General features: G+C 49.7%; 30 protein-coding genes and 1 pseudogene. 16 read left to right on the forward strand and 15 right to left on the reverse strand.

The window, feature by feature from the left end; genetic code table 11:
- The first annotated feature begins 4 nt into the window (after positions 1-4).
- The gene (locus BZG13_RS05570) at positions 5-1024 is read left to right on the forward strand and encodes a hypothetical protein (RefSeq protein WP_077485701.1); all 1020 of its coding nucleotides are present in this window, start codon (positions 5-7) and stop codon (positions 1022-1024) included.
- Positions 1025-1075: 51 nt separating this feature from the next.
- Here BZG13_RS05570 and BZG13_RS05575 read toward each other — a convergent pair whose 3' ends face one another.
- Positions 1076-1216 carry a type II toxin-antitoxin system mRNA interferase toxin, RelE/StbE family gene (locus tag BZG13_RS05575; protein WP_077485703.1) on the reverse strand — a complete coding sequence of 47 codons (141 nt, stop codon included), beginning with the start codon at positions 1214-1216 and terminating at the stop codon, positions 1076-1078.
- 155 nt (positions 1217-1371) lie between these two features.
- Between BZG13_RS05575 and BZG13_RS05580 the strand changes: the two are divergent.
- A pseudogene (locus BZG13_RS05580) lies at positions 1372-2499 on the forward strand (ISAs1 family transposase).
- Here BZG13_RS05580 and BZG13_RS05585 read toward each other — a convergent pair.
- Both BZG13_RS05585 and BZG13_RS05590 read right to left on the reverse strand, forming a co-directional pair.
- Positions 2417-2695, reverse strand: a complete 279-nt coding sequence (locus BZG13_RS05585) for a type II toxin-antitoxin system RelE/ParE family toxin (protein ID WP_077485705.1) — start codon at positions 2693-2695, stop codon at positions 2417-2419. The pseudogene BZG13_RS05580 and the gene BZG13_RS05585 overlap by 83 nt on opposite strands.
- Positions 2688-2966: a type II toxin-antitoxin system RelB/DinJ family antitoxin gene (locus BZG13_RS05590; RefSeq protein WP_077458086.1), complete on the reverse strand. Its 279-nt coding sequence runs from the start codon at positions 2964-2966 to the stop codon at positions 2688-2690. Before BZG13_RS05590 ends, BZG13_RS05585 begins: the two co-directional genes overlap by 8 nt.
- Positions 2967-3130: 164 nt before the next feature.
- On the opposite strand from BZG13_RS05590, the gene BZG13_RS15255 reads away from it, so the two are divergent.
- The 11 genes from BZG13_RS15255 (at position 3131) to BZG13_RS05645 (ending at position 8816) form a co-directional block, all read left to right on the forward strand.
- On the forward strand, positions 3131-3526 hold the full coding sequence (locus BZG13_RS15255) for a hypothetical protein (RefSeq protein ID WP_131825185.1): 396 nt from the start codon (positions 3131-3133) through the stop codon (positions 3524-3526).
- Positions 3527-3703: 177 nt separating this feature from the next.
- Positions 3704-4048: a transposase gene (locus BZG13_RS05600; RefSeq protein ID WP_077485709.1), complete on the forward strand. Its 345-nt coding sequence runs from the start codon at positions 3704-3706 to the stop codon at positions 4046-4048.
- A complete protein-coding gene (locus BZG13_RS05605) occupies positions 3990-4877 on the forward strand; it encodes an IS3 family transposase (protein ID WP_077485711.1) in 888 nt (295 codons plus the stop codon). Before BZG13_RS05600 ends, BZG13_RS05605 begins: the two co-directional genes overlap by 59 nt.
- Before the next feature lie 155 nt (positions 4878-5032).
- Positions 5033-5848 carry a hypothetical protein gene (locus tag BZG13_RS05610; protein ID WP_077485713.1) on the forward strand — a complete coding sequence of 272 codons (816 nt, stop codon included), beginning with the start codon at positions 5033-5035 and terminating at the stop codon, positions 5846-5848.
- A gap of 95 nt (positions 5849-5943) precedes the next feature.
- Positions 5944-6222: a type II toxin-antitoxin system RelE/ParE family toxin gene (locus tag BZG13_RS05615; protein WP_077485715.1), complete on the forward strand. Its 279-nt coding sequence runs from the start codon at positions 5944-5946 to the stop codon at positions 6220-6222.
- A gap of 15 nt (positions 6223-6237) precedes the next feature.
- Entirely contained in the window at positions 6238-6519 is a 282-nt protein-coding gene (locus tag BZG13_RS05620; protein ID WP_241824781.1) for a HigA family addiction module antitoxin, read from the forward strand.
- Positions 6520-6618: 99 nt separating this feature from the next.
- On the forward strand, positions 6619-6915 hold the full coding sequence (locus tag BZG13_RS05625) for a hypothetical protein (RefSeq protein ID WP_077485719.1): 297 nt from the start codon (positions 6619-6621) through the stop codon (positions 6913-6915).
- A 226-nt stretch (positions 6916-7141) separates the two neighbouring features.
- On the forward strand, positions 7142-7423 hold the full coding sequence (locus tag BZG13_RS15350; RefSeq protein ID WP_198935505.1) for a GNAT family N-acetyltransferase: 282 nt from the start codon (positions 7142-7144) through the stop codon (positions 7421-7423).
- Between the two features lie 89 nt (positions 7424-7512).
- Positions 7513-7914 carry a hypothetical protein gene (locus tag BZG13_RS05635; RefSeq protein ID WP_198935506.1) on the forward strand — a complete coding sequence of 134 codons (402 nt, stop codon included), beginning with the start codon at positions 7513-7515 and terminating at the stop codon, positions 7912-7914.
- Between the two features lie 12 nt (positions 7915-7926).
- Complete coding sequence (locus tag BZG13_RS05640; RefSeq protein WP_077485721.1) at positions 7927-8424, forward strand: ASCH domain-containing protein; 498 nt, start codon at positions 7927-7929, stop codon at positions 8422-8424.
- On the forward strand, positions 8421-8816 hold the full coding sequence (locus BZG13_RS05645) for a GFA family protein (RefSeq protein WP_069362625.1): 396 nt from the start codon (positions 8421-8423) through the stop codon (positions 8814-8816). The genes BZG13_RS05640 and BZG13_RS05645 overlap by 4 nt, the downstream gene beginning before the upstream one ends.
- A gap of 3 nt (positions 8817-8819) precedes the next feature.
- Here the strand turns inward: BZG13_RS05645 and BZG13_RS05650 are convergent, their stop codons facing one another.
- Both BZG13_RS05650 and BZG13_RS05655 read right to left on the reverse strand, forming a co-directional pair.
- Positions 8820-9584, reverse strand: coding sequence for a hypothetical protein (locus tag BZG13_RS05650; protein ID WP_077485723.1), 765 nt, complete (start codon positions 9582-9584; stop codon positions 8820-8822).
- A 121-nt stretch (positions 9585-9705) separates the two neighbouring features.
- A complete protein-coding gene (locus BZG13_RS05655) occupies positions 9706-11181 on the reverse strand; it encodes a sensor domain-containing diguanylate cyclase (RefSeq protein WP_077485725.1) in 1476 nt (491 codons plus the stop codon).
- Between the two features lie 217 nt (positions 11182-11398).
- On the opposite strand from BZG13_RS05655, the gene BZG13_RS05660 reads away from it, so the two are divergent.
- Positions 11399-11794: a DUF6232 family protein gene (locus BZG13_RS05660; RefSeq protein WP_077485727.1), complete on the forward strand. Its 396-nt coding sequence runs from the start codon at positions 11399-11401 to the stop codon at positions 11792-11794.
- A gap of 78 nt (positions 11795-11872) precedes the next feature.
- On the opposite strand, the gene yciA is transcribed toward BZG13_RS05660, so the two are convergent.
- From yciA to BZG13_RS05675, 3 genes are all read right to left on the reverse strand, one after another.
- On the reverse strand, positions 11873-12271 hold the full coding sequence (gene yciA, locus BZG13_RS05665) for an acyl-CoA thioester hydrolase YciA (protein ID WP_069362621.1): 399 nt from the start codon (positions 12269-12271) through the stop codon (positions 11873-11875).
- Positions 12272-12364: 93 nt separating this feature from the next.
- The gene (locus BZG13_RS05670) at positions 12365-12907 is read right to left on the reverse strand and encodes a septation protein A (RefSeq protein WP_077458921.1); all 543 of its coding nucleotides are present in this window, start codon (positions 12905-12907) and stop codon (positions 12365-12367) included.
- A 142-nt stretch (positions 12908-13049) separates the two neighbouring features.
- On the reverse strand, positions 13050-14393 hold the full coding sequence (locus BZG13_RS05675; RefSeq protein ID WP_069362619.1) for a sodium-dependent transporter: 1344 nt from the start codon (positions 14391-14393) through the stop codon (positions 13050-13052).
- Between the two features lie 517 nt (positions 14394-14910).
- On the opposite strand from BZG13_RS05675, the gene cls reads away from it, so the two are divergent.
- Together cls and BZG13_RS05685 are read left to right on the forward strand one after the other, a co-directional pair.
- Positions 14911-16371, forward strand: coding sequence for a cardiolipin synthase (gene cls, locus BZG13_RS05680; RefSeq protein WP_077485729.1), 1461 nt, complete (start codon positions 14911-14913; stop codon positions 16369-16371).
- A 216-nt stretch (positions 16372-16587) separates the two neighbouring features.
- Positions 16588-16893, forward strand: coding sequence for a hypothetical protein (locus BZG13_RS05685; protein ID WP_069362617.1), 306 nt, complete (start codon positions 16588-16590; stop codon positions 16891-16893).
- A gap of 66 nt (positions 16894-16959) precedes the next feature.
- Here the strand turns inward: BZG13_RS05685 and trpA are convergent, their stop codons facing one another.
- From trpA to aroF, 7 genes are all read right to left on the reverse strand, one after another.
- Positions 16960-17781, reverse strand: coding sequence for a tryptophan synthase subunit alpha (trpA, locus tag BZG13_RS05690; RefSeq protein WP_077485731.1), 822 nt, complete (start codon positions 17779-17781; stop codon positions 16960-16962).
- Positions 17781-18971 (reverse strand): tryptophan synthase subunit beta, encoded by a 1191-nt coding sequence (trpB, locus tag BZG13_RS05695; protein WP_077485733.1) that lies wholly within the window; start codon positions 18969-18971, stop codon positions 17781-17783. Before trpB ends, trpA begins: the two co-directional genes overlap by 1 nt.
- Before the next feature lie 111 nt (positions 18972-19082).
- Positions 19083-20471: a bifunctional indole-3-glycerol-phosphate synthase TrpC/phosphoribosylanthranilate isomerase TrpF gene (gene trpCF / locus BZG13_RS05700; RefSeq protein ID WP_077485735.1), complete on the reverse strand. Its 1389-nt coding sequence runs from the start codon at positions 20469-20471 to the stop codon at positions 19083-19085.
- On the reverse strand, positions 20468-21472 hold the full coding sequence (trpD, locus tag BZG13_RS05705; RefSeq protein ID WP_077485737.1) for an anthranilate phosphoribosyltransferase: 1005 nt from the start codon (positions 21470-21472) through the stop codon (positions 20468-20470). Before trpD ends, trpCF begins: the two co-directional genes overlap by 4 nt.
- An 80-nt stretch (positions 21473-21552) precedes the next feature.
- Entirely contained in the window at positions 21553-22167 is a 615-nt protein-coding gene (locus BZG13_RS05710) for an aminodeoxychorismate/anthranilate synthase component II (RefSeq protein WP_077485739.1), read from the reverse strand.
- Entirely contained in the window at positions 22164-23768 is a 1605-nt protein-coding gene (locus BZG13_RS05715) for an anthranilate synthase component 1 (RefSeq protein ID WP_077485741.1), read from the reverse strand. Before BZG13_RS05715 ends, BZG13_RS05710 begins: the two co-directional genes overlap by 4 nt.
- On the reverse strand, positions 23765-24778 hold the full coding sequence (gene aroF, locus BZG13_RS05720) for a 3-deoxy-7-phosphoheptulonate synthase (RefSeq protein ID WP_069590121.1): 1014 nt from the start codon (positions 24776-24778) through the stop codon (positions 23765-23767). Before aroF ends, BZG13_RS05715 begins: the two co-directional genes overlap by 4 nt.
- Positions 24779-24824 lie beyond the last annotated feature (46 nt).

The following is a 24824-nucleotide window of genomic DNA, read 5'->3' on the forward strand; positions in this document are numbered from 1 at the left end:
TGAGATGCTCTACAAAATAGAAGAACAAGCTAACGTATTTGAAAAGCTAGACCCCGTAGAGTTCAAAGATTTTTCTAGTTTCGGAAAGCTTGAGAAAGATTTAGAAAACTTAATTGCAAATAGTATTTTAGATGTATTGTTTGAGGATGCTAGGTTAATGCCTGTTTTTCAGGAAAGGCAATGGCAAGCAGAAGCTGATATATATGCACTTAATGAAAGTGGTGAATTAGTTATATTTGAGTTAAAGCGTGCATCAGCTGCTCAAGATGCTGTTCATCAAGCACTAAGGTATGCACAAGATGCAGGCCAATGGAGCTACCAAAAGTTAGAAAGAAAGTTCAAAGAATATACCAAAAGTGAAATGTCGCTAGTTGAAGCTCACAGAGAGGCTTTTAATCTTGAGTATCAATTAGATCCAAAAGAAATAAACAATAAGCAACACCTATTGGTTATCGGTAGTGCAGCAGATGAATCATTAATATCATCCGTAGATTACTGGAAGAAAAATGGAATATCTATTGATTTTTTGCCATATCGAGTTTACGAACTTTCTGGAGAAAAGTACTTTGAGTTTTTTGCTCTTCCATATGATAAACATAAAAATCCGAGTGATGTGAAAGGAGTGCTATTCGACACAAATCGTAGTTGGGATGAAAACTCTATTTGGTCAATGATGGATAATAGTCGTCTTGAAGCATATGGCGATGCGAAGAGGTTCGTTCATCATGTTCATGTGGGAGATATTGTTTTCTTTTCGCACAAATGGTGTGGCCTAATAGCTGCCGCAAAAGTCAAGGGTGAGGCCAAAGCTCCAGACAGCGAAACTTTGTATCGAGATGTGGATTTTTTAACTCCTATACCGAACCGCAAAGATAATAAATTGTTGGCTATGCCTTTTTCTGAGGTTAGCTCAAAAACAGGTAAAAGTTTCTTTTGGGCTCGAACTATAAAAGTACCTTATCTTACAAAAAATGAAGCGCTTGAGTTGGTTGAAGAGCTTAACAACTATCTGCGCCGTACATAACAAGTCAAGACTGTCGGACTGCTTCGCAGCCACAGCTTGAAACGTTACATGTTATCGAAATAGTTCGGAATGGGTGCCAATTCGAGCCAGTTTGATAGAGGTGTCATCGACTTTGTAAATCAAAACTAAATCCGGTTTTACGTGGCAATCTCGATAATTCTGCCAGGGAAAACGTATGAAGATCCGCGCCATGACTGGGTTAGCGATTTAATGACTTAGTTGTCAATTAAGGCTTAAAACCGTGCGTTGTATCATCTTTATTAATTAAAACTAGTGAAAATCAAGGATCAATTTGTTGATCATTTTCAGTGCGATTTAATGGTCTCCTAATGTTTAGGAGATTAAAAATGACAGAAGAAAAAAGTCCATTTATGCATTTCGTTTCCATCAAAGATATTCGCCAAGAAGGAAAAGTTGAACATACGTTATCAGATATTATTTTGATAACGATCTGTGCGGTTCTTTCTGGCCATGATACTTGGAAAGGTATTAGTGATTATGGCCGTAAGCAGCGCGATTTCTTATTACGTTTTGGCTTTTCAGGTAAAACGTCACCGTCGGCAGATACGATCGCAAGAGTGATGGGAACCATCAGTCCAAAGGCATTACAAAAAGCCTTTATAGAATGGATGAAATCCTGTCATGAATTAACGGATGGCGAAGTGGTTGCCATTGATGGAAAAACATTAAGGGGCTCATATAATCGAGCAACAGACCAAGCTGCTATTCATATGGTTAATGCATTCGCAACAGCAAATGGTGTATGCCTCGGACAGTCGAAAGTAAATAGTAAAACCAATGAGATTACGGCCATCCCTAAGCTGCTGGAATTGCTCGATATTTCAGGTTGTTTGATTACCATAGATGCTATGGGTTGTCAGCACAAAATCGCACAGAAAATCATCGATAAAAATGCTGATTACTTGCTTGCTGTTAAAGGAAATCAAGGCAGGTTAGATGAAGCGTTTGATAATTATTACCGCCCCTCAATGCTTCAAAATTTTGATGGCGATAGCTATTCATCACAAGAGAAATCGCATGGGCGTTTGGAAACACGATGTGCCCTGATTAATACTAATTTAAGTGTATTAGGTGATTTGGCTTATGATTGGCCTGAACTAAAAACGATGGGCATCATGGTGAGTGTTCGACAAGAAGGCAAACACGCCGAAGAATCCGATATTTCTGTGCGCTATTATATAAGTTCAAAAGCACTGACAGCGAAAGAGCTTCATGATGCCACGCGCTCACACTGATTAATTGAATCAATGCATTGGCAACTTGATGTTGGATTAAAAGAAGATGCTTGCCGAATAAGAGTCGATGACCGAGCGGAAATTTTTGCACGAATAAGGCAAATGGTTCTGAATTTATTAAAGCAAGAGAAGAGTTTTAAAGCCGGTATTCAACGCAAGCGAATGATGTGCGCGATGGACCAAGAGTACCTGGCGACCGTGCTGGGAAGCCTTTCGTGACGGGGATGTTCATGCGTTTTCCGTGATAATTCTGCCAGTTTCCAGACAAAGAATGATCAACGTATTTTTCCGGTAGTGTTTCCCCGAGCTGTAATTGTTTAATGACATGACCGACTTCAACTACATCGGGAATCGAAAGTTTTGCTATTTTCTTGAAGTCCTTTTTAAATTGTCTTGAGTACTCGAGTTTAAGCATTGTCGGTCTTACCGATATTGAATTCTTCGAATAGCTCTTCAATATTGCTGGCGGTATTTGCCTTGCCGGACTCGAGCTCGGAGATGGCTGAGGCTGTTGCTGCATTGGGTTGCTTGACTTTAAGCTCAAAGGGTATGCCGCCGTAATTAACGACCGCTTTGGCAAAAAGCTTTATTGCTTGAGAGGGGCTAAGTCCCATGTTCTCGCAAACGTGAGTAAACGCTAACTTGGTGTCGTGGTCAATTCGGGTGCTCAGCATTTCGTTTTTCATAACATCACCAAATGTGTGAATCTGTAATACAATGTGATACAAAGTATAGCAAAAGCATGTAACAATGCCAAGCAGGGCGACCCATTTTTCGTTGTGCCTGCGGCTTCACTACAAATGGGCACCTGTTGGCGGCGTTAGGGCACCGAGTTCGAGGAACAAAATATATGGCTCTTAGTGTAAGTGAAATCGCTGCGTGGTGGGGTGCCTTAGTCGCAACGATAGTGCTAGTTTGGGACGTATTTAAATGGATAAGCAACGGCCCCAAGTTATCAATGCTTTTATCTCCAAATATGCAGGTACTCGGAGATCCATCCCGAGAGGGTAAAACTTGGGTTTCTATTACTATTTCAAATACCGGAAGTTGTCCAACAACTCTTAAGGGGGTTGGTATCGAGTTCTATGATTCATTTGCTCAGAGATTGCTGGGAAAGCCAAGCCATGCGGCTTTATTTCCTAACCCAAATGATAATTTACCACTACCGCGCGTTATCCAGCCAGGAGATGAATGGACAGGCCTTATCCCACAAGAAAGAGTCGATAAAGATCTTTCATTGCAATAAATGGCTCATGAAGGGCACCTTATGGTATGGGCATCACAGTCCCATTCAAAAAGAAGCAAGCGATTAAGGTTGGTAATTGAGCGCGGTGGAAATAACGAGCCCTAACAATCAGCGGCAGAGCGACAGTGGACTTGATCCGTTTTACTGGACACGCATCGACGACCTGAGGAGGTCAGTATGCCAGCCTATAAAACGGGTAAAAAGACAGCGCAATATTCACTAGACTTCAAACTGAAAGCGGTTGAATGGAGCTATGAGACGCATCGAACAGTGAAGTCGGTTGCAGAGGCGCTTGATATCCATCCATTCATGCTATCGAAATGGCCTAAAGCGTATCGAGATGGAGAGTTTGGTATGGTCAAGTCCCTAAAAAATAAAGTGAAGCCAGACAAGGCGAAGGATGAGTTATCGGCGCTCAAGCGACGGATCACGGAGCTTGAAGAGGAGAACGATATCTTAAAAAGTGGCAACGCTTTCAAGCAGAACAAAGGCGCAAGCCTACCGATTCGTAAAGCAATATAGTGATGTTTACTCAGTAAAGAAGCTGTGTAGGCACCTTTCTGTGCCTCGTAGTGGCTATTATGATTGGCTAAGCCGCGGACAGTCAGGACACGCGCGCGCAGATAGTGGGCTAGGCGCAGAGATAGCGTTCATCTACCGTAAAAGCGAAGGCAGATATGGGAGTCCTAAAATCCATGCGGCGTTGAAGGCAAAAGGTCTCGCAGTGAGTCGTAAGCGTGTGGCCCGCTTGATGCGAGAAGCCGGTTTAAAGGCGAGAGTGGACCGTGTTTACCGTCGTCAGAAAAAGAGTCGGACGTTCTTTAAAGGACTCGTCAATCGACGTTTAGAACAAGAAAAAGCGAGCAAAATCAATCAACAATGGACCGCGGATGTTACCTACATAAAAGTAGGAAACCGATGGGGCTACTTAGCGGTAGTGATTGATGTTTACTCAAAAAAAGTACTTAGCTGGGCACTCAGCGACAGACTTGATTCAAACTTGACGATGTTCACCATCGTCAAAGCACTCGCTAGCCGAAAGCCTAAACGGGGACTGCTATTTCATACCGACAGAGGGCGCGAGTATTGTGCGGATAGGGTGCGACATTTACTGGCGGAACACGGTGTTGAGCAGAGCATGAATCGGCCAGGGAAATGTACGGATAATGCAGAAGTCGAGTCGTTCTTTAAATCGCTTAAGGGCGAGTTAATCAAAGATGCACCGATTGCTAACTTAAGGCACTTACGAGAGAAGCTCAGAAAATATATTCAGTACTTTTATAATCGAACACGGTTACACAGTAGCATTGGCTATATGTCGCCGATAGCGTTTGAAAAACAATGTACTTAACGAAAGACGTGTCCGTTAAAGTGGATCAACATCATTCAGCACGCTTGGCATTTTTAGGTCGAGTCAGTTTTAGTGATTAAGGTGTTCAAATTGAGTGTAGTGGTAGCGTGCTTCACACCTTAATTGGGCGTTATGGCAAAAAAAGGAGTTCTAAATTGAAATACACAGTTTTATTGTCTTGCATATTACTAATTTCTGGCTGTGTAAACATGGCTGCGAAAAAGCCGACGGTAAGTTATTCTTCATCCATAGTTGATACCCTGAGCCAATATTATGAGGCATCGCAAGCGGGACTTATTAGTCCATATAAGTTGTTCGACCCTTCAGGGAAGAATCCAGGAATTGTGGACGGCAACGAATATAGAATGTTCAGACGTTGGTGGTGCCTAGATTCGAGTTCGACGAAGGGAGAACTTGAGAGTCTTATCAATGGCCATTGCAGTGCCAACGGCGGAATCTATAAAAATGGTTGGTGTAGCGATAAAATTTCTGAATCGCCCATTTATAAAGTTTCTATTGGTAAAGCGGGCATGGTGGGAGAGAAATCAAGCACAGCTTTCTGTAGCGCAGGTGAAGACATCGGTGTTTTGGCGTATGAAAAAAACTCAAAAATTTCAAATCAGAGTTGGCTCGATATTTCCACGGCTAAACTTGGATTTGAATCTCCGACTGAGTTTACACAAAGATTAAAAATGGAGAGAGAAGAAAAATGGCGCACGTTACAAGAAAAGCTTAAAAAGCAAGCTGAGCAAGGAAATTTAGTTCTAGCGTCAAAAATAGGCACAAGAATATGCAAGGACTTTGATCGTGGTGATCATGTTTATGTTGGATACATAGAAGACAAAACGGATGAAAAAGTAAAAATTAATGTAGCTCAAGCTGTATACAAAAGGGATGCTCGTTTTACTGTCAATGGGTTCCAGCCAACTTTAATTTGGGACTACCCCAATAATTGGTATGTCTGCGAATAGCGTCATGCCATAACAAGGCGCTCACTGGCAAATTTGCCAGTGAACGCAGCGTTATGCACATTGACACCTGATGCGTTACAGGTTACAACAAGGAGATGATTCGAAGCTTTAAACACAAGGGCTTGGCGAAATTCTTCAAGTCCGGCTGCACTGCAGGGATCCAAACCGCTCATGCAAAGAGGCTTCGGCTTATTCTCGGTAGGCTCAATGCGGCTTCCGGCGCCAAAGATATGGATTTGCCGGGCCTAAGGCTCCACGAACTTTCCGGCAACCGGTCGGGAATCTGGGCTGTGACGGTAAGCGATAACTGGCGCGTCACGTTTCGGTTTGAGGATGGAGACGCCGAGGTAGTGAATTACGAAGACTATCATTGAGGTACCCCTATGTTGATGCACAACCCTCCCCATCCCGGTGAAGTCATACGAGAGCTTTTCCTAGAACCCCTTGGCCTATCTGTTACAGCAGCTGCGGAGGCGCTCGGGGTGAGCCGGAAAACGTTAAGCGCCGTTTTGAATGGCAAAGCCGGTGTTAGTCCGGAAATGGCTATTAGGCTTTCTATTGCTTTTAATACCTCATCGGAGAGCTGGCTAACGCAGCAGTCCCAATATGAACTGTGGCATGCTGAGCAACACCGTAAAGACCTTAGGGTCAAGAAGCTTGTCGCAGAGTAGTAGAGCACATAACCAAGCATATTAAATGCGTTTCTTCTGTCGCCAGACCTCGTTTCACGCGGCCGTTTATGGCAGGTGTTAGCACCAAAAAGTTCAGATATGGCAAAGGTTAAGAAAAAGCTCACTCCGGCTCAAAAGAGAGCAAAGAAAGCCGCGAAAGCAGAGCGGCAAAGGAAGTACCAGTGGATTTTTATGAATGGCAAGCAAGTCAGAATAAAGCGGCCACCAACCGCGGATGGTATTCCTATAGATCAGTTCATTGAGGAAAATGCTGATCCGATCTGGCTCCATCAGAATGAGATGTGGGAGCAGATGCCGGTTGAAGGCGCTCTTTCTGCTCCTGAGCCGTCTACCGAATTAGATGCAACAGAAGACGAGGACGGAACACCATTTTGACTTTTTAGCCACAGGTGTTCAGTTTGAGCAGTGCTAATTGGGCGTTAGCGGTGTTGATAATACCTACAATGTAATGCATGAGTCGTCTTATCTTTGACTGGAATCCTCGCAAGAAAGCCGCTCATCGCAAGAAGCACAAGCTCTCGTTCGACGAGGCCAAAACCGCCTTTACAGACGAGTTCGGCCGTTTGATAGCAGACCATTCTGATGAGAGGACCGGTTCATAGTGCTAGGAGCGAGCATCCATTCTCGCTTGCTGGTGGTGCCACTGCGTGATCATTACGATTGTGGTGTCGAGCCCTTTGAATCGCTGTCTATCTTAGTGACACCAAACTGCCGTCAGCGTGGTGTCGGCAAGGCACTGATTTCAAGGTGGGTCAAAGAGGTTGAAAAGAGGGGACGTGTCGCCCGATATCGCGCCAACCGGGAAAATATTGCCTCTCGACGCCTTTGCGAGTCGTTAGGCTTTGTTGCTCACAGCCATATTCAAATACTGGCAGAACTATGAGTAGCGGCAACGACCCAATACGCATTGGTGGAGTTATCGCAATATGATAAGTGGGAGAGGCGTTTGTGGCTGATGTTCATGGAGATTGAATGCTGTCTGTAGACCCCTCCATTGAGACTGTTGATGATTCATTTTTAAGGGCGTTTTTGAGTATGACGAATTGGCTACGGGCTTTACTCGTGTTTGGGGCTTTGGCGGTCTCTTTTTCATCGATGGCGCAGTCGCTACCCGAAGGAGCGATCCAAGAAGGATCGCTAGCTAATCAAAAATTGATCCAAGATGCCATGGCAGGGGTGCTGGTTACGGTGGCTTCACAAGGCTGTGAGAAGCCAGAGGAATTTGTGCCTTATGTGCGGGAAATGCCATCAGGCGAGGTAGGTACAAGGGTGTGGCGGGAGCTATGGATTGTCGAAGGCTGTGGTGACAGCTATCCGATAAAACTTCGCTTTCAGGAGTCGGGAGCTGGCGCCGCGAATTGGATAATTGAATAAACAAGGATGCTTATGAATACAGAACAACAGGCATTTTTAAACGCCTATCTTGCCACTCTAGGTGACGCCGAGCGTCAGGCGGTGCCTGAAACGATTGCCGAGTACTTTTGCGCGGATGAATACAATGCTAACGAATGCGCCCGTTTGATTGATCAAGGCATAAAACGCGCATCGTGCAGCCTAAAAGCATGCTACGAGATCGAAAACGAACCTTACCCGCAAGTCGGACGTTTAACCGTGGTGCTTAATTGGGCGCAGCAGCCGGTTTGTATTATCAAGGTGACTGAAGTGAGCGAGTGCCCGTTTGATCAAGTGACTGCTGAATTTGCCGCTGCGGAAGGTGAAGGCGACAAGAGTTATGCATGGTGGCGGCAGGCGCATTTTGCGTTTTTTGAGCAAGAGGGACAAGCACTCGGCGTGCCGTTTACAACCCAATCCCCTTTGGTGTTAGAGCGTTTTAAGAAAGTCTATCCACTCGATAATCATGAAACTGAGCAGGTAAGCGCATGATAAAACAAGTCGGTCAAACGCCCATCCAACCCGAACATTTGGCGCGCTGCCACTGCGGAGCGGTTGTGTTAGCCCTTACGTTACCCAATGGCATTGAAAAACCCAGACGTTGCGATTGCTCGATGTGTCGACGCCGCGGCGCCATTGTTGGCTCAGTCAAGCTTGCACAATTGCGTGTCGTTGCTGGCAGTGAACAACTCAGTGTCTATTCCTTTAATACCCACACGGCTAAGCACTACTTCTGCTCACGCTGTGGCATTTACACCCATCACCAACGTCGCTCCAATCCGAGTGAGTTTGGATTCAATATTGCCTGCTTAGATGGCGTCAATCCGTTTGAGTTGGAGAATATTCCCGTGATGGATGGGGTTCATCATCCAGCGGATCGCTAAGTTTTACAACGCCTCTGGATAGTGCGTTTTCAGTAACTCTTCGACTACCGCCAGGTTCTGTCCGAGTTTTCTCAGTGCCAGCAGGCGTGTTTTGCTAAATTTGGCATCTTTAGGCACCAAGCGCATGATGTAGGCGGCGCGTTTTCCTTGGTAGACGTCCTCTGATTTATGGAAAAAAGCGTTACAAAAAAGCAGCGCATCACCTGCATCCAACGCAGGGGTCACTTTGCCCTTCTCCATATAGTCATACTCTTGCTGGGTGATTTGAAATGGCGGGTGCTCGGGCACCGACGGGTCGGCAATGCGCACCAGTGAGTGCAATTGATTGGCTTCGCGGATCAGCGATAGGCGCACCGCGCCTTCTTCCATCACGATAGATAGCTGCCCTGATCCGAGTTCTTTCACGGGGGTCAGTGGAATCCATACCGTGAGCATATCTTCCGGCCGCTCCATAAAGCCAATTGAGTCAAAATCAGTATGGAAAGGAAAGCCTTGATCGTCAGGCGTTTTCTCCAAATATAAGTCAGCCAAAATGCGATAGTCTGGCAGCAGTGCCTCAATAGTGTCAGCGATGTTGAGATCTGGATCGCGGAAGACCATGGGTCCATAGATCGCCTTTTTGTAGATGTCGGCATACCAAGTTTGCCCATTGGGCATTGCGTCGAGTTTGGCAGCAAGAGCCGTTTGTGTCTCTTGGCTCAGTGCACCAGGGACGACTTTGCCGTGATGAGGAGAGAGGTTGTCGAGAAAGTCCGGGCGAGCTGGCATAGAAGCTCCTTGAGGGGGATCTAAAACCTAGAGTGTTACCTATAGTTTAGCAAATCACCGTCGTCACTGAATAACGGCGGTGGGTGAGGTCAGTGTACTGACCGAAAAAGCCCCTACAAGATTAAGCGTAACTGACCACCCGATTGCGCCCAGAGAGTTTGGCGTTATATAAAGCGTCATCGGCATGCTGGTAGAGGTGCTTAGCATCGAGCATGGCGGCGTCGAGCTCTGCACAGCCAATTGACACGGACACACGGATAGCGGGGGAATAGTCGAGAATCGAGTGGTGATCATAAATTGCTTCGCATAGCTTAGAGCCGCAGTGTTGCGCCGCTTGTTGGTCGGTATTAGGCAACAGACAAGCGAACTCTTCCCCACCAATACGATAAATGTTGCTGTGCAGAGGAAGGTGCGCTTCGAGCAAAGACGCGAAAGCTTCGAGGACTTGGTCGCCAACGATATGGCCGTAATTATCGTTGATGCGTTTAAAATGGTCGATATCAATAATAAGCAGGGATAGGGGTTGATGTCGGTAACGGGCTTTGTCGCCAAAGCGAGCAAGGTCGCTGGCAAACTGACGACGATTGTATAGTTGTGTGAGCGGATCGGTCGCGGCTTGGCGCATTAATGCTTGTTCTTCCGCCTTTCGCTGACTGATATCCCACATTACACCGGCGACCACACCTTGAGGCTTATTTTTAGGACCGTTATTGGTGGTGATTTCTACCCACGTATATTCGCCATTGTCGCGTTGAACCTGCAAGTCCATTTTTAGCTCGTTACCAGCGGGAGATAAAAAGTGGCGCACCCGTGAGAAAAACGCTCGACGATACCGAGGATGAATGCGGCGCAGCCAGTGCCGGCTGGTGTAAGTGCGAGAGTCACGAATGCTGCTAATGCCAATGTCGCCGATGATCTCTGACGAGCACCAGCAGATGCCGCGTTGTACATCCACTTGCCAAGTGCTGCAGTGGGTATTGTCTTTAATGATGTCTATTTGGCGTTGTTTAGAAAACAGCTCGTTTTTTAGCACAGTGCTAGCGATCAGATGTCCCGTCGCGCGCAGCAAGGTCACATCGCTTTCTGACCACTGTTGTTCTCGCTCGCAATCATCAAACCCCAGCGTTCCCCACCATTTATTATCGACAATGACGGGGATGGTTAACATCGATAAAATGCGCTGTTGTGTTAAGTAGCGTTTGAGCCAAGACGAGGGTAACTGATCAGTAATGACCGCTTGGTATTCGCCCCGCTGTCTGCTTTCTATCAGCTCACGGTATTCGGGGTGCGCGAGGCTAGAGCTGAAATGATTAAAATGAGGGAGGCGAATTTGCGCGTACTTTTTCTCGTTTGCCCATTCGAAGACATAATCCTGCAAAATATCGGTATCGCTGATCGCTAATACTTGAAACACCCACACACGACTGACTTGCGTCACCGCGCCAATTTCCGCGAGCAAGTGATTAATATTGGCAAGTCTATCATCACCACTGACCAGCATGTCTGCACCGCGTAGCACAGCCGACAGCAGGTCGACATTCAGCTCAGAGAGCTGGTGTCTATCAAGTTCAGGTTGGATCCCGGTTAGGATGGTCATGCCGATAGTCCATTATCTACAAAGTCACCACTGTCTTGAGCGTAGCAGGCGTGTGTATAAATAGTTAACACGGAACGTATTAAGTGTTCAGTGTTGTGGGTCACGTTTGCGTTTAGTCGTGCTCGCCCTGTTAGTAAAAATAGACATAATAATCGCCACAGTGGAATGAACCTTGTGACAGTGTGACTGGCTCACACACCTTGATATGGAAATAAGCATGAGAAAGTCAGTGGTAATAAAACAAACCCTAACCCGTTTATGTGTGAATGATGACTGTTACGCGATGCACAATATTGTTGATGCCAGCGTTGAAGAGCTCACGTGGAAAGATCACCTGCTGAGGATGTTAGGGCTAGGAATACTAAGCGCGAGCTTTTTATTTTTTATGTTGGTCGGTGAGCTGCCTTACGCGGAGTACTTACCTGCCGTGGGCTTTGTTGCAGGTGCGTTGTTAGCTTTGCTGACTAGCGCAAAATACGTGCTACGCATTGAATATAGCCACCAGGATGACACGGGCGTGCAGTGGCTGACCATCGCCAAAAGTGGGAAGAAAACAGATAAGTTGCTTTTTGATCAGCACGTCGCACAATTAAAGCGGTTGTTAGTCTCGTAGCCACGCCGGTGGTGATGTTTATCGAGCGGATACACCAAGGGCCTGCAATTTAACAGGCCCTTTTTCTTGTTGATCGCATTATTTATTGATGGCGCGAGGGCGACCGCTTTCATCAATCGCAACATAATTAAAGGTCGCATGGCTCACTTTGCTGCGATCGCCTATCTCATCATGGCTAACGGGCTTAACCCAGACCTCAAGCTCAATAGTGATCGAGGTATTGCCGATACGTTGACACGTCCCATAGCAGCAGACTACATCGCCAACACTGACGGGCGATTTAAACGTAATGTCGTTGACTGACACAGTAACGACACGTCCACCAGAGATCTCTTTGGCGAGGATCGCGCCAGCTAAATCGAGCTGGGACATGATCCAGCCGCCAAAAATATCGCCATTGGCGTTGGTGTCGGCGGGCATGGCTAATGTACGAAGCAGCAGTTGGCCGCGGGGGCAGTTGTTTTTGTTGTCAGGCATGGCTCTCTTCACATCTTATTCAAAAGGGGCTAGCCCCTTTTTTTCAGGATAAGATTAGAATTGTGACCGCTAACACAGCATTTGGGCAAGTTTTTATTGGTCTGAGTTGCTCTCTTTGGGTAGATGGCGGTAGATATACACCCCAGTTGCAATCATAAACAGGAAGGTCAGGATCAAAGTGCCGAAGACCTTAAAGTTCACCCAAGCATCAAGCGGCATGCTGTAAGCGACATAAATATTTACCCCGGCTAAAAGCGAAAAGAACCCGATCCAGGCCCAGTTAATGGTGCGCCACACGCGTTCTGGCAGTGTGATCTCTTTGCTGAGCATATTCTTGATTAGCGGTTTACCCATCGCCTCGGACACCGCCAAGCCAATGGCAAACAAGGCATACACGATAGTTACCTTCCACTTGATGAAGTTGTCATCGTGAAAAAATAGCGTCATGCCGCCAAAGATGGCGACCAAAACGGCAGTGATGATTTGCATCTTTTCCACGCGTTTATACAAGGCCCAAACCAGTACAACTTGCACCAGGGTGGCGATGATCAGTGCCCCTGTTGCTATATAGATATCGTAAAATTTGTATAAGGCAAAAAAGATAATCAGAGGAATAAAATCAATTAGTTGTTTCATAACGCCGCCGCGTGACTCGGTGTATTTAAGCTAAGTATGTACGCAGTGTACCCAAATGCGCAGGGAGGAGAAACGACAAGGCGGTGAGAGGCCAAATCACAAGGTAGGCGCCTTGGCAGGGGATGCCAAGGCGCGTTGAGGATTAAATCCAATCCCAGCCGAATACCAGTAGCATCAGTATCGGGCAGATAACGCGAACGTAGCCTGGCCAGATTTTCCAAAACCAGGTTTCGCCAAGCTCAGGGCTACCTTGCACCAGCTCTTTCAAGATTTCGTTGCGGTGCCATAGCCAGCCTGCAACCAGAGCAAACAGCAGGCCAAGGATAGGCTGTGCGTACTCGGTGGTGACGGTAACCACTAAACCAAACAGATCGCCAAAGTTGTAAACAATCACTGCCGAGGCAATGGTGATAAGGCCGCCAATCCACCATACCGCTTTCTCTCGTGATTGACGGAATTCCTCGGTTGCACAAGCCACTGGCACTTCAAGCAATGAGATGGCTGAAGTGAGGGCGGCAATGACCATCAGCAGGAAGAAGGCAAAACCGATAAAGATGCCCGCTGTTCCCATGGTGTCGAACATGGCAGGCAAGACGCTGAACACCAGTGTATCACTGCTGAGGAGCGCGCCTGCCTCGCTGTAGATCGCCACACCATTATGTTGGGCAACAAACATCGCCGGCATGATCAACAGCCCGGCAATAAAGGCGATGCCGGTATCCAGCAATGCGACTTGTGCAGCGGTTTTAGGGATGTTGGCGGTCTTGGACAAATACGAGCCGTACACCATCATCACACACACACCCAACGAGAGTGAGAAAAACGCTTGCCCCATGGCACTCACGACCAATCCCGGCGAGAGGTGCGACATATCTGGGATCAGGTACATCTTAAGCCCTTCCATCGCGCCGGGCTGGAACAAGATGTAAATCACCATGATCACGAACAGTAAAAAGAGGACGGGCATTAAACGTGAGGACCAACGCTCGATCCCGTTAGCAATACCATTACGGACCACCAGAATCGTTGGCACCATAAAGCACAGCATCAATGCGAGGTTACGGGTTTCGCTAAACGACTCTAACCAGGCGGCTGCATCGGTAAAGCCTGTTAATGCAAGCAAGGGTGAGACCATATAGCCCACCAACCAACCGGCCACAATGGTGTAAAAGCTTAAAATGCCAGTCGCGCCGAGTAAGCCGACTAACCCAAGTAACCGACCAATCCATTTTTGTCCGCCGGATACCGCTGACAGTGAGCGAACGGGGTTGGCATTGCCATAGCGTCCAATAGTGAGTTCTGCTATTAAAAGGGGATACGCGAGGACAAAGACCATCAGCAAATAAATAAACAGAAAAACGGCGCCGCCGTTTGAGGCTGTTTGCGTGGGGAAGCCCCAAATGTTGCCGAGCCCAATGGCTGAGCCAGCAGCCGCCAAAATAAACCCTAATCGGGATGAAAATTGTGCGCGTTGTGTGTTTGCCATACCTACTCGATATTGTATTCGATAATTGATTGATTTTTATGGGCGCATACTCAGTTGCGCCCGTCATACGCTTGCTCAGTGTGTAAACTAATAATTACACATTGAAGCAAGTCATTCCCTCTATAAAGACTCGTCAGTAAACCAGTTTATGCGTAAAATTTGAAGATCATGCCGTATGTAATACCACCGTATGGCTGTATTTCCCCACATTCTCTCTCCGCGTGAATACTTCTTAGTCATTAGTAAGGGTAATCCGCTGCCTTTAGTGAGTATCACAGTGGCTTTCTCTACTGCAATTATTGATTTAACACATTGTTAACATTGCTGCTTTGGGTCACGTTAACATGCATGATCTAATGTATTTAGCATCATGTTGGTGTGTTAGCTGTCACGATTTTTCCGCCGCGTGTCTTTTTCTAAAGACAAATCATGGCTTGCACCGATTGGCAAGCTAGGCAGAATAGAGAAGGCGAGAGAACAGGCTTTCGTCAGTTACTATTAAGGTGTGCAATTAGGCATGGAAAAAGTCTACGAGATCGTGACCTTACTGTTGCTGTTGGTCTACTGGTTAACCATTGCTGGGGTGACAGTCCGCGTGGTATTCAAGCGTCGCGCGCTGGGTGTATCGATCGCTTGGTTAATGATTATTTATATCCTCCCGATCGTGGGGGTGATTGCCTATCTGCTCTTTGGTGAGCTGAACCTCGGTAAAACACGTGCAATGCGCGCGAAAGCGATGTTTGAGCCATATCGTCAATGGCTGCTCAGTTTGCAGGCGTGCCCGGCACATCGTCCTCAGCACATTAGCGAGCAGTCTCACCATGTTAATCGCCTCTGCCACGCCCGAATTGGTGTGCCGGAGCTCACCGGTAATCAGCTGGCGTTGCAGACCGAGCCCGCTGATATTCTGAAGTCAATAGCACTTGATATTCGTCAGGCGCAGAAAAGCGTCGATATGGTGTTTTATATCTGGTATCCAGGGGGCCATGCTGACGAGGTTGCGCAGGCGGCGTGTGATACCGCCAAACGTGGGATCTCTGTGCGTATCATGCTGGACTCTGCCGGGAGCAAGGTTTTTTTCCGCAGTGAATGGCCACATGCGATGCGTGAAGCTGGGGTAGAGCTGATTGAAGCCCTTGCGGTAAATCCGTTTCGGATGTTTTTTCGTCGCCTCGATATTCGCCAACACCGCAAGATAGCAATCATTGATAATCATATTGCGTACACGGGCTCGATGAACATGGTGGATCCGCGCTTTTTCAAACAAGACGCGGGAGTTGGTCAGTGGGTGGATGTGATGGTGCGAGTCTCGGGTCCCACGGTGCCCGTTTTAAGTAGTGTGTTTGCATGGGATTGGGAGGTGGAAACTGGGCTACGCGACTTGCCGTCATCGCCAGAGTGTTTGCTGATTGAAGATCACCAACACGCCAATCACGCGGTGCAAGCGATTCCATCTGGACCTGGCTTGCCAGAAGGGATGATTCAACAAGTGCTGACGCTGGCTATCCATCAAGCAGAGAAGAGCATTGTGATCACCACCCCGTATTTGGTGCCAAGTGAAGGGCTGATGGTGAGCTTACAAACGGCCGCGCAGCGTGGGGTGTCAGTCACTCTGATTATTCCCGAGAAAAATGATTCCTTGATGGTGGAGTGGGCGAGCCGCTCGTTTTTTGAGGATTTAATGTCAGCAGGGATAGAAATCTACCGTTTCGGGGGCGGCTTATTGCATACCAAATCTGTGCTGGTGGATGAGCAGTACTGCCTCGTGGGCACGGTGAACCTCGATATGCGCAGCCTATGGCTTAATTTTGAGCTGACACTGACTGTCGACGATCCCGAGTTTTGTGCGAGCATTCATGCGCTACACCGCCATTATCTGGCGCAATCGACCCGCATTAGTGCTGAAGCCTGGCAACAAAGACCCGTTTATCATAAGCCGATCGAGCAGTTCTTTTACATGTTTAGCCCGCTGTTGTAAGGGGGCTGAGTTGTTGGGCGATACGCGATGACACCGGCGGGCTAACTCATTTACCGTATACAGTATTATTGCATAAGTATATGTATTTGCATGGAGTGATGCCACAAGAGTGTAACCACCTATGACCTTACGCAATACGGAGCGGGATAGTCAGTCATCCCTGCTGGTGAAGCACTATAATAGGGAGTGCCCCAAGTCGAGTGAGAGGAGGCTGACATGTCTATCCATTCACGGAGTTACACCTTAAACACCACTCCCGCGCGTCAAGCGCATGTGCGGGTGATCCCCAATGGCAATGTGATGGTTCACATCGCCGACGAGGAAAGCCCCCACCTCGCTGAATTTGATGAAGTGACGTTTCAGCGCAAAGGCAAAATCACCCAGTTGCTGGCTGAGCATATTGAGCCCGGCAAACATGATAATTGGGCGTTACCTTTGAACCATGGCGATGCCAACGAGCTCGCGACATTGATTGACCAAGCGCAAGAAGAGTTTGAGATATTAATGCGCGACCTAAGCTAAAACGTGAGACACTAATGCATGACCCACCAGTACAACGACTGGTGGGTCTTTTTTATTAGGCCTTGGCTAGCCTTGGGCTGTTGCCGTTTTCATTTCTCGGACAAACTGAGTGAGCGCATGGAGCATTGTTGGCACATCATGTTGATGCTGCTCGATGATCTTCACCACCGCCGAGCCAGAGATGGCACCTGCCGCCCCGGCGCTGATCGCCGCTTTGACTTGCTCAGGGGTTGAGATGCCAAAGCCAAGTAGCGGGCGCGGTGCCTCATGATGATGCAAGGTGCCGAGCAGGTGTTCAACCGGCGCCCCTGCTTTAGCCTCTGCCCCTGTGACCCCGGCGCGCGATACCAGATAGGTATAGCCACGACCCAGCTCTGCAACTTGAGCTAAGGTTGCATCGTCTGCGTTAGGCGGGGCAATAAAAATCGGGTCAATACCCTGTGCCAAAGCGTGATCACGAAATGGTGCAGATTCAGTAAGTGGCACATCTGCCACCAGTACCGAATCGACGCCGACATCCGCACAGCGAGTATAAAAGGCCTCAATGCCACGGGCGTAGACTAAGTTGGCGTACATCAGCAGCCCAATCGGCACGTGAGGGTGTTTTTCGCGTATCGCTGCCAATATCTCAAAACAGGTATCGGGCGTGGTCCCTGCTTTCCGTGCTCGGATAGTGGCGTCTTGAATCGTGGGGCCGTCGGCCAATGGGTCGGAAAAAGGCATGCCAAGCTCCAGCGCATCGGCGCCGCCTTCAACCAATGCATCGATCACGGCGAGTGATTGCTCTGGGTTTGGATCCCCTAAGGTGACAAAAGGAACAAAGGCGCCTTGCTGTTTGGCATCCAGGTTTGCGAACATCGCTTGATATCGAGTAGATGGTGCCGTCATTACAGCTCTCCTTTGCCTTCTAGAATGTCATATACAGTGAAGATATCTTTATCACCACGTCCGGATAGATTCACCACTAAAAGCTGCTCTTTGTCCGGCTCCGCCGCCATCATCTTTTGTGCATGGGCAATGGCATGGGCCGACTCCAGCGCGGGAATAATGCCTTCGTTGCGCGCGAGAGATTGAAACGCTTCTAAGGCTTCATCGTCGGTGACCGCCGGATATTCGCCACGACCAGTGGCGTTAAGGTGCGCATGCTGTGGCCCCACAGACGGGAAGTCTAACCCCGCAGACACTGAATACGACTCTTCCACTTGACCATATTCATCTTGCATCAATGGCGATTTCATCCCGAAGAAAATACCGGGCTTGCCGTGCTTTAAGGGCGCGCCGTGTTGATCGGTATCGAGCCCTTTACCCGCCGGTTCCACACCAATTAAACGCACGTCTTTGTCATCGATAAAGTCAGCAAACATACCAATGGCGTTAGAGCCGCCACCCACACAAGCGATTACCGCATCCGGCAAGCGGCCTTCTACCTGCTGAATTTGCGCACGGGTTTCCTCACCAATAATGCGTTGAAACTCGCGCACAATGGTCGGGAAGGGGTGCGGGCCCGCCGCAGTGCCGAGCAAATAGTGGGCGGTATCATAGTTGGCTGACCAGTCGCGCATCGCTTCGTTACATGCATCTTTTAACGTCGCGGAGCCCGCATGGACGGGGATCACGGTCGCGCCCATCAGCTTCATCCGAAACACATTAGGACTTTGGCGTTCTACGTCTTTGGCCCCCATGTAGATGCGGCATTTCAATCCCAGTAGCGCACACGCCAGCGCGGTTGCCACACCGTGTTGACCGGCTCCGGTTTCAGCAATGATTTCTGATTTGCCCATACGCTGGGCAAGCATGGCTTGGCCCAGTACTTGGTTGGTTTTGTGCGCCCCACCGTGCAGCAAGTCTTCCCGCTTAAGATATAGCTTGGTGTTCGTTCCCTTGGTGAGGTTACGGCAAAGCGTCAACGCGGTGGGTCGCCCGGCATATTCTTGCAGCAGGCGAATAAAATCGTCTTTAAAAGTGGGATCCTCTTGGGCATCAATAAACGCCTGTTCGAGCTGATCGAGCGCAGGCACCAGAATTTGGGGCACGTACTGACCACCAAATTCGCCAAAATACGGGTTAAGCTTGCTCATAATTATCCTTTTACGTCTTTAACTGGGGGCCGAGATACGTTGCCTGTCTTAGCGACATCTATCCTCTCAGCCAAATCAATCATCTCGGAAAATCAACCATCTCTTGGTAAATCAATAGCGGCGAAGGGCGTGGAACGCCGCGTTTAACTTGTTGGCATCTTTCACGCCGGGCGCATGCTCAACGCCGGAGTTAAAATCCAGCCCAAGGCAGCCTTGTTCGGCCGCTTTGGCCGCATTCTCGGGGGTGAGCCCGCCGGCAATCATGACTTTGTCTTTGGCAGTTTTAGGGATCAGATGCCAATCAAAGGTTTTGCCCGTGCCGCCAGAATGTTGGCCGACTCGGCTGTCGATGAGGTGGCGGTCAGCATTCACGCCGTCTAAAGCCGGTGCGACATCAGAGACACCGTGTGCTTTCCAAATTTCACAGTGCTCAGGGAGCTTCTCACGCAATGCTTGTAGATACGCCGCGTCTTCATCACCATGCAGTTGCACCGCATGAAGGCTGAGCTGTTGTGCGTACTCAGCCACGGTGTCTAGCGCATGATTTTGGAACACGCCCACATAGCAAAGCGGTGCGCCTTGTTGTACGCGCTCGGCCACGGCGGGTGCCACCGCGCGCGGGGAGTGCTCAACAAAAATAAGTCCGCCGTAGACAGCGCCAGCGTTGAAGGCTGCGAGGGCATCGTCGGCGGTGGTGAGCCCACAGACTTTATTCTCTCCCAAGATCACTTTACGTAGCGCGAGGGTGAGATCGGGCTCTGCCATTAATGCACTGCCAATCAAAAAGCCATCCGCGTGGTGGGCAAGATCGCGTACATGGCGGTGGCTATGAATGCCACTTTCTGAAATCACGATCGCTTTTTCGCCCACTTGTGGTGCTAAACGTTTGGTGCGATCGCGATCGATGCTTAAATCACGCAGATTCCGGTTGTTAATCCCAATCACCACCGCCCCTAAGGCATTGGCACGCGCGAGCTCGTCTTCGGTGCTCACTTCAGTAAGCACGCCCAGCTTTAGCGACTCGGCTAAATCGGCCAGCTCGCGGTATTCGGCGTCGTCGAGTACCGATAGCATCAATAAGATCGCATCGGCTTGATAATGACGTGCGAGGTAAACCTGATACGGGTCGATAATAAAATCTTTACAAAGCACAGGCGCATCGACTTGTGCGCGCACGATAGGTAAAAAATCAAAACTGCCCTGAAAGTGGTCCTCGTCCGTTAGGACTGAAATGGCCGCGGCAAAGGGTTGGTAAGCACGGGCGATACTGGCTGGATCGAAGTCTTCTCGGATCAGGCCTTTTGAAGGCGAGGCTTTTTTGCACTCCAAGATAAACTGTGACCCCGGCGCGGCCAGTGCAGCACGAAAATCACGATCACTGAGCGTTAGTTGGTCGATAAAGCTATCCGGCGGCTGAGCACTTTTGCGCGTGGCTACCCAGCGTTTTTTGTCATCGACAATGCGGCCTAAAATGGTGTCGTTGAGGGCTGAGGTGGTCATACTGCGCTCCTTTGTGCTAACGCTTGCATGATGGTGTAAGGCTTGCCCGACGCCATCACGTCCAAGGCCTGTTGAGTGTTTGCTTTCAAGTCTTCTTGTCCGAATAAGCGTAGCAATAGTGCCACATTGACGGCCACCGCGGCTTGCTGGGCGTCGGTGCCTTTACCTTGCAAAATCGCGCTGATCATTGCGCGGTTTTGCTCCGGCGTGCCCCCGGCAATGCTGTCCAGCGGGTATTGGGATACACCAAAGTCGCTGGGGGTTAAGGTGTAATGCTCAATTTGGGTCGGGGTGATTTCTGCCACCGTTGTGGGGCCGTGGATAGCCACTTCATCCAGACCGTCACCATGAACCACGGCTGCGCGCGTCATGTTGAGGTTTTGCATGGTTTGTGCAATCGGCGCAACTAGGGCTTGGTCGTACACGCCCATCAGCTCAATGCTAGGTTTCGCTGGGTTAATTAACGGCCCAAGTAGATTAAAGATGGTGCGTGTTTTCATTGCTTGGCGCACGGGCATCGCGTGTCGTACGCCGGTGTGGTATTGCGGTGCGAACAAAAAGCAAACGCCTAGATTATCCAAGGCCTCGCGGGCGTGATCGGCAGGCATCGCTAAATCAATGCCAAAGGCGGCGAGTAAATCCGATGAGCCCGATTTGCTCGACACTCCGCGGTTACCGTGTTTGGCCACTTTCACGCCACAGGCGGCGGCGACAAAGGCGGCCGTGGTGGAAATATTAATGGTGTTCGCGCCATCGCCTCCTGTGCCGACGATATCGGCAAACGGATAACTGGGGCGGGGGAAAGGTTCGGCGTTGTCAGTCAGTGCTTTTGCCGCGCCCGCGATTTCTTCAGGCGTTTCCCCTTTAATCTTTAATGCGGTTAATGCGGCCGCTAATCGCGCTGGCTCGAGTTCGCCCTGAATGATCGCACTAAACAGCTGCTCGCTTTGCGCTTGGCTGAGTGACTGTTGTTGGTAGAGCGTTTCTAGTAGTTGATCCATCACTGTACTTAACCTCGGTATTTGTCTGTTCTAGCCCCGTGCCTATCTGGCACGTGTTGTTGTTAGCGCTGATGTTGCTGTTAGCGCTGATAGTAGCCACTGGCCCAATCGATGGTGTGGGTGAGCAGGGCGGCGCCTTGTGCGGTCAAAATGGACTCTGGATGAAATTGATAACCGACCACGTAGTCGGTATTGCTCACCACCGCCATCACTTTCTGATCGTCGCCATCCAAGGTCGTGGCGATGACATCCAAGCTGGCAGGCACATTAGTCGCCACCAGCGAGTGGTAACGGGCCACGGTGAGCGGGGATGCCAATGGGCCAAATACCGGATGCTGTTGGTGATGCATGGCCGAGGCCTTGCCGTGCATGATGGTGCCGGCACCCGCTACTTTGCCGTCGTAGGCTTCGACGATCGCTTGCTGACCCAGGCAAATCCCTAGCATCGGCACCTGGCCGCGCAGCCTTTCAATCAACGCGGGCATACAGCCGGCATCGGAAGGCGCACCTGGGCCGGGCGAGAGCACCAGTAGCGGCTGGGGCAGGGTACGAATATGACGAACAATCGCCTCGGCCTCTAAATGATTGCGGAACACCGTGACCGGGTAACCGAGTGCGCGAAATTGATCCACCAAGTTATAGGTAAAGGAGTCCATGTTATCGAGCAGCACGATGTCCATTGACGGGGTACTCATGATTGGCCTCCTTGGTGGGCGGTTTGAATCGCATGGATCACCGCTTGTGCTTTGCCGCGGGTTTCGTCCGCTTCGGCTTGTGGGTCAGAATCAAACACCACGCCTGCACCGGCTTGCACGGTGGCAAGGCCGTTTTCAACGTAGGCAGAGCGGATCACAATGCAGGTATCAATCTCGCCTGATCCGGTAAAGTAGCCCACGGCGCCGCCATAACTGCCACGACGGCACTGTTCGGTATCACGGATGAGCTGCATCGCGCGAAGCTTAGGCGCACCGGTAAGCGTGCCCATATTCATACAGGCTTGGTACGCATGCAGCGCGTCTAGATCAGGTTTCAGCTGACCCACCACCCGAGAAACTAAGTGCATCACGTGGCTGTAGCGGTCGACTTTGAGCAAATCGGCAACATGGCGGCTACCGGGCGTGCTAATTCGCGCCACATCGTTGCGGGCCAAATCGACCAGCATCATGTGCTCGGCGTTTTCTTTTTCATCATTGCGCAGCTCAAGCTCAATGCGGCTATCCAAGTCGTGATCGATGTCGCCTTGGGCGGTCTTCCCGCGTCGGCGTGTACCGGCGATGGGATAAATCTCAACCTGATTGGTCGCTTGAGTATATTTAAGGGCGCTTTCTGGCGAGGCGCCAAACAAGCTAAATTGGCTATCGCGCAGATAAAACATATACGGGCTAGGGTTGCCGCGCTTCAGCGCTCGATAAGCATTGAGCGACGAGGGACACGCGAGGGTAAAGCGGCGCGATGGCACCACTTGAAACACATCACCGGCAATCACGTGCTTTTTCAACGCCTCAACCTGCTGACAAAAGTCTGAATCGGAGACAGAAACCGCGACGCTGTGATCAGTCACCACGGGCGCTTCTGGAAGTGGTGCAGGCGATAAGCAGGCTTCTTTGATGCGTTGCAAACGACGCGATAAATCCACATAGTGAGCGCGGGCGTTATCACCCCCAAATAAGGTGCCTTGTAAGCGCGCTTGGCGGTGCTGGTGGTCAATCACCAGTAAGCTTTCTGCAACATAAAAAAGGTAGTCGGGGCAGTGCTCGGTGCCGTCCACCGCCGGTAGCGTTTCAGTGCTGGCCACCAAATCATAGGCAAAGAGCCCACCGACAAAGAGCGCATCGTCAGGCTGGTTATCCAACGCAACACTTTGCTTAATAACACACAGGGCATCAAACACCGACGCTTGGCGCAGACGGGCGTCTTCATCCAAAAGCGCGCCATTGTCGTTGGGATGGCGGAAGGTCAACGTCAGGGCGGGGAAGTCTCCATCGTTGGTCTGCGCTACCTCACAGGCGAGGGCTTTCAGCGCTGCGCTCTGGGCGATGCTCTCCAGCAAATGACTGCCATTATGGGTGAGCGCTTGTAAGGTCACGCGCTGCCCGCGGCACTCAATGCGCACCGCGGCATCGATCAGCATCAGACTTTTAAGGTTACGTTTGGAGTCAATCTCTGCCGACTCCAACAGCATGCTATAAGGCTTATCTTGGCACACGGCGGCATACAACTCGGTCGGGTCGGCGACATAAGGCACCGAGAGTTGGAGCGTATCAAGCTCGCCATGTTGGGGATCATGAGTGTTCACAGCTTTCTCCCTGCCGCTTGCACAAAGGGGGTGAGTTCTTGCATTAGCTGCGCGAACATATCGCCGGTTAGGGCTTGGTGACCGTCTGACAGTGCTTCGCTTGGGTTTAAGTGGCTCTCCACAATGATGCCATCCGCGCCCACGGCCGCTGCGGCGCGTGATAGTGGCGTCACCAGCTCTCGCACGCCCGTTCCGTGGCTTGGGTCGACCAACACTGGCAAATGGCTGCGCTGCTTCATCAAGGCCACGGCATTCAAATCCAAGGTGTTACGTGTGGCGGTTTCGTAAGTGCGAATGCCGCGTTCACATAGAATCACATTGGGGTTACCCGCATCGACAATATATTCCGCTGCCAGCAAACACTCTTCGATAGTGGCGGAAAGCCCCCGTTTTAACAAGACAGGTTTGCCCGTTTCGCCTACCGCTTTGAGCAAGCCATAGTTTTGCATGTTACGTGCGCCAATTTGCAAGCAGTCAATGTACTCGCACACCGCGTCGACTTGGCTAATTTCCATCACCTCAGACACGGTTGGCATGCCAGTCAGCTCACTGGCTTGTTTGAGCAGTTTTAATCCTTCAACCCCCATGCCTTGGAAATCATAAGGGCTGGTGCGAGGTTTAAAGGCGCCGCCCCGTAATACTCGTGCACCATGGGTTTTAACGCGCTCCGCCACGGACAGCAATTGAGATTCCGACTCCACCGAGCAGGGGCCTGCCATGACCACAAAGTGTTGACCGCCTACAGGCACATTGCCGATATGCACCACGCTGTCGTGCGGCTGCACATCGCGGCTCACGCGTTTATACTTAGTTAAAATCGGTTTGACTTCCTCAACCAGCGGGTTGGCCTCAAAGTGGCATTGTTGCAACACACGCTCATCACCCAGTGCGCCCAGTACAATGCGTTCCACACCCGGCATATAAAGCGGCTTTAACCCGCATTGCTCGATTTGATTGAGGAGGACGTTGGCATCCTGCTCGGTGGCTTGGGGCTTAAGTACAATAATCATTAAATATCCTTTTAAACTATGGTTGCGGGTTACCGTGGCTGGATGC

This window comes from Salinivibrio sp. ML323 (assembly GCF_001995745.1).
GTDB classification, from domain to species: domain Bacteria; phylum Pseudomonadota; class Gammaproteobacteria; order Enterobacterales; family Vibrionaceae; genus Salinivibrio; species Salinivibrio kushneri.

Bases quoted from the DNA above. Each gene is read 5' to 3' on its own strand.
- BZG13_RS05570 (WP_077485701.1), top strand. From the start codon at position 5: ATGCTCTACAAAATAGAAGAACAAGCTAACGTATTTGAAAAGCTAGAC.
- BZG13_RS05575 (WP_077485703.1), bottom strand. From the start codon at position 1,216: ATGGCGCGGATCTTCATACGTTTTCCCTGGCAGAATTATCGAGATTGC.
- BZG13_RS05585 (WP_077485705.1), bottom strand. From the start codon at position 2,695: ATGCTTAAACTCGAGTACTCAAGACAATTTAAAAAGGACTTCAAGAAA.
- BZG13_RS05590 (WP_077458086.1), bottom strand. From the start codon at position 2,966: ATGAAAAACGAAATGCTGAGCACCCGAATTGACCACGACACCAAGTTA.
- BZG13_RS15255 (WP_131825185.1), top strand. From the start codon at position 3,131: ATGGCTCTTAGTGTAAGTGAAATCGCTGCGTGGTGGGGTGCCTTAGTC.
- BZG13_RS05600 (WP_077485709.1), top strand. From the start codon at position 3,704: ATGCCAGCCTATAAAACGGGTAAAAAGACAGCGCAATATTCACTAGAC.
- BZG13_RS05615 (WP_077485715.1), top strand. From the start codon at position 5,944: ATGATTCGAAGCTTTAAACACAAGGGCTTGGCGAAATTCTTCAAGTCC.
- BZG13_RS05620 (WP_241824781.1), top strand. From the start codon at position 6,238: ATGCACAACCCTCCCCATCCCGGTGAAGTCATACGAGAGCTTTTCCTA.
- BZG13_RS05625 (WP_077485719.1), top strand. From the start codon at position 6,619: ATGGCAAAGGTTAAGAAAAAGCTCACTCCGGCTCAAAAGAGAGCAAAG.
- BZG13_RS05635 (WP_198935506.1), top strand. From the start codon at position 7,513: ATGCTGTCTGTAGACCCCTCCATTGAGACTGTTGATGATTCATTTTTA.
- BZG13_RS05640 (WP_077485721.1), top strand. From the start codon at position 7,927: ATGAATACAGAACAACAGGCATTTTTAAACGCCTATCTTGCCACTCTA.
- BZG13_RS05645 (WP_069362625.1), top strand. From the start codon at position 8,421: ATGATAAAACAAGTCGGTCAAACGCCCATCCAACCCGAACATTTGGCG.
- BZG13_RS05650 (WP_077485723.1), bottom strand. From the start codon at position 9,584: ATGCCAGCTCGCCCGGACTTTCTCGACAACCTCTCTCCTCATCACGGC.
- BZG13_RS05655 (WP_077485725.1), bottom strand. From the start codon at position 11,181: ATGACCATCCTAACCGGGATCCAACCTGAACTTGATAGACACCAGCTC.
- BZG13_RS05660 (WP_077485727.1), top strand. From the start codon at position 11,399: ATGAGAAAGTCAGTGGTAATAAAACAAACCCTAACCCGTTTATGTGTG.
- yciA (WP_069362621.1), bottom strand. From the start codon at position 12,271: ATGCCTGACAACAAAAACAACTGCCCCCGCGGCCAACTGCTGCTTCGT.
- BZG13_RS05670 (WP_077458921.1), bottom strand. From the start codon at position 12,907: ATGAAACAACTAATTGATTTTATTCCTCTGATTATCTTTTTTGCCTTA.
- BZG13_RS05675 (WP_069362619.1), bottom strand. From the start codon at position 14,393: ATGGCAAACACACAACGCGCACAATTTTCATCCCGATTAGGGTTTATT.
- cls (WP_077485729.1), top strand. From the start codon at position 14,911: ATGGAAAAAGTCTACGAGATCGTGACCTTACTGTTGCTGTTGGTCTAC.
- BZG13_RS05685 (WP_069362617.1), top strand. From the start codon at position 16,588: ATGTCTATCCATTCACGGAGTTACACCTTAAACACCACTCCCGCGCGT.
- trpA (WP_077485731.1), bottom strand. From the start codon at position 17,781: ATGACGGCACCATCTACTCGATATCAAGCGATGTTCGCAAACCTGGAT.
- trpB (WP_077485733.1), bottom strand. From the start codon at position 18,971: ATGAGCAAGCTTAACCCGTATTTTGGCGAATTTGGTGGTCAGTACGTG.
- trpCF (WP_077485735.1), bottom strand. From the start codon at position 20,471: ATGACCACCTCAGCCCTCAACGACACCATTTTAGGCCGCATTGTCGAT.
- trpD (WP_077485737.1), bottom strand. From the start codon at position 21,472: ATGGATCAACTACTAGAAACGCTCTACCAACAACAGTCACTCAGCCAA.
- BZG13_RS05710 (WP_077485739.1), bottom strand. From the start codon at position 22,167: ATGAGTACCCCGTCAATGGACATCGTGCTGCTCGATAACATGGACTCC.
- aroF (WP_069590121.1), bottom strand. From the start codon at position 24,778: ATGATTATTGTACTTAAGCCCCAAGCCACCGAGCAGGATGCCAACGTC.